Below are 7,125 nucleotides of genomic sequence, written 5' to 3'. Positions count from 1 at the left end.
ATACGGCTGGAAATACCCATACCTATACTCTTGTTGCAGGTACCGGGAGTACAGACAATACCTCTTTTACAATCAGTGGCAATCAACTCAAAACCAATGCTATTTTCAACTATGAAATTGACAATAGTTACTCTATCCGCGTCCGTACCACTGATCAGGGGGGGCTTTTTTTTGAAAAAGCCTTTACCATCACAGTTAGCAATCTAAATGAAGCACCCACCGTTACCTCCGGCGCTTCTGCCGGCGTGAATGAAAATATTCCGATATCGACCGTCGTCTACACGATCACCGCCACCGATCCTGATACGGGACAAACACTCTCCTACAGCATCGGCGGTACGGATAGCGCCTTTTTTAATGTCAACACCTCTAGCGGAGCAGTCACTTTCAAAGCTTCGCCCGATTTCGAAACCAAATCGAGCTATTCGATTACCGTCACGGCCTCAGACAACGGTTCTCCCGTCCTTTCCACTTCCAAAGCCGTAACTGTTTCGATCAATAATGTGAACGAAGCACCTACCAACATCTCCCTCGACAACACTTCCGTCGCCGAAAATCAGCCTTCAGGTACGACAGTTGGAAACCTCTCTACCACCGATCCCGATACGGGCAACACCTTCACCTATTCGATCGTCGGCGGAGATTCCACCTCGTTCTCGATCAGCGGCGCTCAGCTCAAAACTGCCGCCTCTTTCGACTTCGAAACCAAAAACACCTATTCGGTCACAATCCGCTCTACCGATCAGGGAGGACTTACTTTCGATAAAATCTTTACCGTCTCAGTCACCGACGTAAACGAAGCGCCAACCATTACTGCCCCCAACAGCGGAAATGCCTATTCCGCTAATGTCGCTGAGAACACCACTGCCGTTGCCGACATCGACGCAACCGATATTGAGGGCAGTACCTTAACGTACTCTCTCAACGGTACCGATGCGGTACGTTTTACGATCAATTCAGCAACAGGGGTTGTCACCTTTACTACGGCTCCCGATTTTGAAAGTCCCTCCGATGTTGGAGGAAACAACGTCTATAACTTTACTGTCACCGTCAGTGATGGCAGTCTTAGCGACACCCAGGTCTTTGCCATCACGGTCACTGATATCAATGAATCCCCTGCCGCTGATTACCGTTTTGATGAATGTACGTGGATGGGAACGTTGGGAGAAGCCAAAGATAACAGTAACAATAACTATGATGCAACCCCTAAAAGTGCTAATAGCACTACTATCCCTCAAGTTTCGCCTCAAATTATCAACAACGGCGCACTGTTTGCGCGTACTAATCAGCAATACGTCGAGCTCCCAAACCTCCCACAAAGCGTACCTAACTTTCATGATGGTTTTACAATAACGGCGTGGGCAAAATTTTCAGGTAGTGCGGGTAGTTGGGAACGAATTTTCGATATAGGAAACGGCCTGAATCAAAATAATATTTTTTTAGGACGTCGAGATACCTCCAATGATCTGGTTTTGGGTATACACGATCCAGGAACTGAGCAATATACAGTGGCTACTAATGTAATTTCAGATACCAATTGGCACTTTTGGGGAGCGACGTGTAACGGAAGCGGAGTATGTAAGCTCTATAAAGATGGCGTCAAAATCACTGAAAAAACTAATATGAAAATCCCTGCCAATATTACACGGACGAAAAATTACATCGGCAAAAGTAACTGGAGTGCTGACGCCTATTTGGAAGGAGGGGTCGATGAACTTAAATTTTTTGATTCCACTTTATCAGATTCAGATATGTTAACCATCTATACAAATGAATCAGCTGGAAAAAATTATGACGGCACCACGCGAAATTCTGTCAATTGTGTGTTAAATCCTATTACCGATTACCATTTTGATGAATGTAAATGGACTGGAAGCAATGGAGAAGTTGAAGACAATAGTACAAATAGTCTCAACGGAACTATTCAAGGAACAGCACAAACAACAATGGATGGGCTCTTAGATAATGCAGGCTTTTTTAACAACAGTACAGGAAATACCGATGCTATCATTATCCCTGATTCTAATCTTTTGAGCCCTCATACCGGCACTAACGGCGAAATCACTATCAGTGCGTGGGTTAAACTCAATGCTTATCCATCAACAGCTCTTCAGGCGAGAATTCCAATCGTTGCAAAAGGAGATAACAACAACTGGGAATATGCTTTATACGTCTATCGAGATCATAAAGCAGGCCTCTCTGTATGGCAGAGCAGTGGTAGCAGTTATATGGAAATTTCTGGAGGAGACTTAGCCTTAAATACATGGTATCACATTAGCGGTGTACTTAAAAAAGGGAGTTTTGCACGAGTATATATAAACGGTAATTTGGTTGTCGAATCAACCAGTGGATTTAGCGGCACAACCACAAATGGGACATCTCCTTTGTATATTGCCAGACGAGGTTCAGGTAATAACTATCTTAATGGATATGTAGATGAAGTCAAAATTTTTGACAAAGCACTTTCTCAAGCTCAAGTAACTGGTATTTATACAAATGAATTATCAGGTAGCAACTTTGATAACACCTCACGAGAAGCCTCATGCTGTTGTGTTCCTCTCGGTACTAACCTCATCGCAAACCCGAGTTTTGAAACGCTATGTGGAACAAGTATCGTACAAGCATTTGGTAATGTAGCTGGAGGAACCGTCAACATGCGAAATAATGTATGTGGATGGACAATGAACGGGAGCGGGATGGAGACGTGGGAAAACACAACATCACCCTCTGCTAGCGACGGTACTGTTTTCGTCGAGATAGATGGCTACAGTACCACAGTTGATCAACTCTCACAAACGCTCAGTGCCCTCACTGGAATACACTACGTTATTAGCTTCGACTATAGAGCACGCGATGGTGGAAGTGATAGAATCATTGCCAAATGGAACGGCGCGGAAATCGGGACTTTCACCGGAATTACTACTGGATGGCAAACGGCGCAGATAGAAGTCGTCGGAACAGGATCAGATATACTCGCGTTTGAAGAGCCTTCTGCTGATAATAATTCTTTAGGAAGTTGGATCGATCATATCCGTGTTGCCGAGGGAACTTTAAGTACACCGCAAAACTACAGTTTCGACGCTTGGGACAACTTCCGCTCCATTAATGACCGAAATATCTCTACTAAAATCGTCAATAAACCCTTTACCCTCACGGTAGCATCTCTGAATGAAACAAACACGGATTTTCAAGATTTCAATGGAACCGTATGTGCGAAAATCATCAATAATGCCGATCAAAATATCAGCGGATGGAACAAACTCCTCTTTATAGATCAGAATACATCGAATACCTCTTTCACCCTAAACCGTGCTATCGGTGGAACTGATAGTGCGGGAGTAAAACTCTACTGGATAAAGAATGTGGATAGTACCTGTCCGATCACAGGAGAAGACAATTCCTCAACAGCAAGTGACCGATTCTCAGTTCGACCTTCCTCTTTTGCGGTTACTACAACCACAACCAACGCCGTTGCCGGAATCAATTTTGATATAAACTTCACCGCACCAATCTACGGAGCCACTACTGCATCATCCGATTACAACGAGAGTAGCGGAGAGACATTTGATGTCACCATCGCAGAACACAATGCAAGTTGTACAACAGGAATATTCACTCCTCCTCTCACATCATTTTCATTCGTTAATGGAACCAAAACATTTACCACTCGCTATAGCGAAGTGGGAATACTTGATCTGAATATTTCCGATACCACTAAACCATGTACCTCTCGCTATACTCTTATTGACTGTGATGATGCCAATGTCAGTGATGGGACTAATTTTACTGCCGATCTATTACCGATCGGATTGACGCAAAAATCGATTACCGTTACCCCTCACCATTTTGATGTCAATGCGACTCTCTCTAACTTTGATGGAAGAACATTTACCTATCTCTCGACCGATCTCACTATGTCAGCCCAACTCGATCTTAACATCACTGCTAAAAACGGAGAAAATAATACAACTACAAACTATACCTCAGGGTGCTATGCAAAAGACACAACAGTGACCCTTCCACACTCAACTGTCCCCTCGCCATTAACTCAAATTTTCTATCACGATTCGATCACCCTAGTCGATACCAATATCTCTAAAGCAAGTTCTATCACCTCCACCTATGACGCATCCAAATTTACCCAAGGTGTAGTTACGCCACGAATTACCTTCAACTTCGATCGTAACAGTTCCATCCCGATCAATCCGTTTGATTTTAATATCACCTCAGCCGATGTGAATAATACTGATGCTGTAACAGGAACCAGTACTCCTCTAGGTGATACCACATTCATTTTTGGTCGTGCACGTGCCTATGATGTCACTACCAATGAGGCTTCTGCCCCTAATCCTATCGAGTTTGAAGTCTACAGTAGTACTTCTGGCGGATTTGTGAGTGGAATGCCGCAAAACGTCCTCAAATGGTACCGCAACCTCGATCACGATACCGCTGCTACGGGAAATGTTATCCAAGGCGGCTTCAGTGCGGGAGGAAATGATATCGATACTTCTGCTGCACCTTCCGATGGGCTTCAGATGGTAACCATCACCTCCAACATTGACAGAACCATCCATTTGGATATCACCCCTTGGTTATGGTATTCTCCCAAATATAGTTACAACTATAATGGTGATTGCACACAACACCCTTGTTTTAATTACGACTACACTGATGCGTCAGTTGGGGTACAAGGGGTAAACAGCGGAACGTTCCAAGGGAGTGATTTTCAAATGACACCGGCAAAAAATATCACCAACAAAGGGGTTAAACTCTTTCGATGAGAAAAGGTCTAACCCTCATAGAGCTCATCCTCTCGATGATGATCATTGGCATTGTTTTTACCGTCATTCCCCGTCTGGTGATGTCGATGAACCAAAGTTCCCAAGTCACCATCAAAGAAGAAGCGATGTACAACGCCATGGCACAAATTGGGATGATCCTCAATCTGCCGTGGGATAATAACAATACCCAAAATCCTCAAATCCTCTCCGTCAATGCAGGAGATGCAGCCTTTGAATGCAATACCACCAGTGGCTACCGCATTGGTGGATTTGTCGGGGGACGTAACTGCATCACCCCTCCAGGAGTCAACTATGCAGCCGCAGCAATCATAAAAGAAGATGCAGAGAGCAACGATATTGACGACTTTCACGATACGAATCTCACCGCAGATAAAAACTGCTCCAGTGGAGTAAAGGGACTATACGCTATCGGTACAACCGTGATATACACAGATGATCCCGCTTCTACCGGAATTGCAACGTTGAGTACTAATCCAAAAGCAGCCGGTCAATATTCCAACACCAAATATATTCTGGTACGGGTAGGATACGGAAACGATAGCCAACATACAGGGTGTATCACCGCATTGCAATACCACTCTTTTAACATTGGAAACATTCAAATCAACTCACGGAACTGGAACTGATGAAACGCCACGGATATACCCTTATCGAGATCATCATCACAGTTGCCATTACAGGGATTCTCTCAGTAGGGATGTTTAAAGCGTTCGAAGCGATCACGTTGCGGAGTGAAAAAGCGAAAATCCTCACCACCCTCTCGATCGATAGTCAAAGCGCACTTGATCAAATCAGTATTCTCCTCTACAATCGTGCCCCGATGTCAGTTAGCGGATACAACCTCGGAGATGCAACACGAACACCTCTTGCAACCGCAACCGATAAAAAAATCATCGAGTGGCTCGGTTTAGCGAGTGAAAGCTATGTTGCTGGTGATTACAGCGGTTTTGTCGATATGAATCGCTCTGATTACGCAACCGCTACTCTCTATACTCCCCAAACTACCAAAGCATCCATCGAAACGACTCAAGCAAACAAATGGGGAAGTTTTAACTGGGCAAATAATGAAATCGCTCTTGTCTTTTCTGGAACGTTTGATGAGGGGGTATCGACTGTGCACCCTATCACGATGAATGTCGATAATAGCATTGTTTTTAGCGGTGCAGCCCCGACAACGATTTATGAGAAATACAACCTTATTGACTCTGCGTACACGGTTGCCCGCGGTGCAGATATTGATCAATCTGCAAACTGTATCACAACATTGGGGATCAGCTCAACAGCGATTGACAACACCCTTTTTCTCTTTTACGATTACCGTCCTTGGAATGGAGAGAGTTTCTGTGCTGACTCCACAAACCGTAGTGGTGTTGTAAGTATTCTAGCGACTAATGTCAATGCATTCCGTGCCCAAATGATCAACGGGACAATCCGTCTCGCTATCGACACCAACCGCACAGTACGCGGAGGAAATCCGGTACGCTTATCCAAACAAAAGGTGGTGTTCTGATGCGTCACGCTTTTGGCCTCCCTCAAGTACTCCTTATTATCCTTTTTGTAGGTGGGATTGTCACGGTTACGATGCGCTATGCGTCACTGGGTGCACAGCACTATGCCGACAGCTACACACGTGAACAGGCAGAGCTGTTTTTACAAAGTGCAACTGAAGCAGCATTGTTGCGCCTAAGTACCTACGATCGAAGCAGTGGAACGTGTATGCCCAACGTCACCGTTCGCTCATCTGATGGAAAATTTGAAGGAAATGTCACTATTGAACACTATTATTTAGCTGATGGCAGCACCTGTTCCAACGTTGCCTACACTCCCATTCAATCCGAAGAGTCTCATGGCATGGTAAGTATACGTATTATCGTCACCTCCGATAACACAAATGCTAAAATTCTTCATCCGATACGATTAGAGCGAAGGAGCCTGCAACGCCCATGAAACGAAATGCTTTTTCTCTCGTCGAACTTATCTTTGTTGTCGTCCTTATCGGTGTCATCAGCGGTATCGGATTTTATATGAGCAGACCCGATTATAGCCGTCAAGATGCCCAATATGCTCTACTAAAACTCAAAGAGGCACGTTATCGTGCATTAGGATATGACGCACTGGACAATGCAGGATGTGTCACCCTAACCCAAGTTGCACTATCTAGCAACGAAACACCCAAACATGAGATTAAATCGACCATCACCCTAACCCCTAACGTCCCTACCATCTGTTTTGATGGAATGGGGAGACCACATAATGGAAATTCTGTAACATTAAATACTTTATTACCGGGTGATTTAAATATAAATTTCAAAAATAGTGATAA

General features: G+C 44.4%; 5 protein-coding genes. All 5 read left to right on the top strand.

From position 1 onward, the window contains the following. On the top strand, nucleotides 1-4,781 hold a 4,781-nt coding region (locus PHR02_RS10760; protein ID WP_299992006.1), incomplete at its 5' end, for a LamG-like jellyroll fold domain-containing protein. Next, nucleotides 4,778-5,428, top strand: coding sequence for a type II secretion system protein (locus tag PHR02_RS10755; RefSeq protein WP_299992005.1), 651 nt, complete (start codon nucleotides 4,778-4,780; stop codon nucleotides 5,426-5,428). The genes PHR02_RS10760 and PHR02_RS10755, both read left to right, overlap by 4 nt. Beyond that, the gene (locus PHR02_RS10750; protein ID WP_299992004.1) at nucleotides 5,428-6,312 is read left to right on the top strand and encodes a prepilin-type N-terminal cleavage/methylation domain-containing protein; all 885 of its coding nucleotides are present in this window, start codon (nucleotides 5,428-5,430) and stop codon (nucleotides 6,310-6,312) included. Before PHR02_RS10755 ends, PHR02_RS10750 begins: the two co-directional genes overlap by 1 nt. Beyond that, nucleotides 6,312-6,749 carry a hypothetical protein gene (locus PHR02_RS10745; protein ID WP_299992003.1) on the top strand — a complete coding sequence of 146 codons (438 nt, stop codon included), beginning with the start codon at nucleotides 6,312-6,314 and terminating at the stop codon, nucleotides 6,747-6,749. The genes PHR02_RS10750 and PHR02_RS10745 overlap by 1 nt, the downstream gene beginning before the upstream one ends. After that, a partial coding sequence (locus tag PHR02_RS10740; protein WP_299992001.1) for a type II secretion system protein occupies nucleotides 6,746-7,125 on the top strand: 380 nt, incomplete at its 3' end. The genes PHR02_RS10745 and PHR02_RS10740, both read left to right, overlap by 4 nt.

Origin of the sequence: Sulfuricurvum sp., from assembly GCF_028688295.1 — a bacterium.
GTDB lineage: Bacteria > Campylobacterota > Campylobacteria > Campylobacterales > Sulfurimonadaceae > Sulfuricurvum.
The sequence above is the reverse complement of the archived record's forward strand: the minus strand, read 5'-3'. Positions and strand labels throughout refer to the sequence as shown.

Excerpts from the sequence above, each read along its gene's own strand:
- PHR02_RS10755 (WP_299992005.1), top strand. The coding sequence starts at position 4,778 with ATGAGAAAAGGTCTAACCCTCATAGAGCTCATCCTCTCGATGATGATC.
- PHR02_RS10750 (WP_299992004.1), top strand. The coding sequence starts at position 5,428 with ATGAAACGCCACGGATATACCCTTATCGAGATCATCATCACAGTTGCC.
- PHR02_RS10745 (WP_299992003.1), top strand. The coding sequence starts at position 6,312 with ATGCGTCACGCTTTTGGCCTCCCTCAAGTACTCCTTATTATCCTTTTT.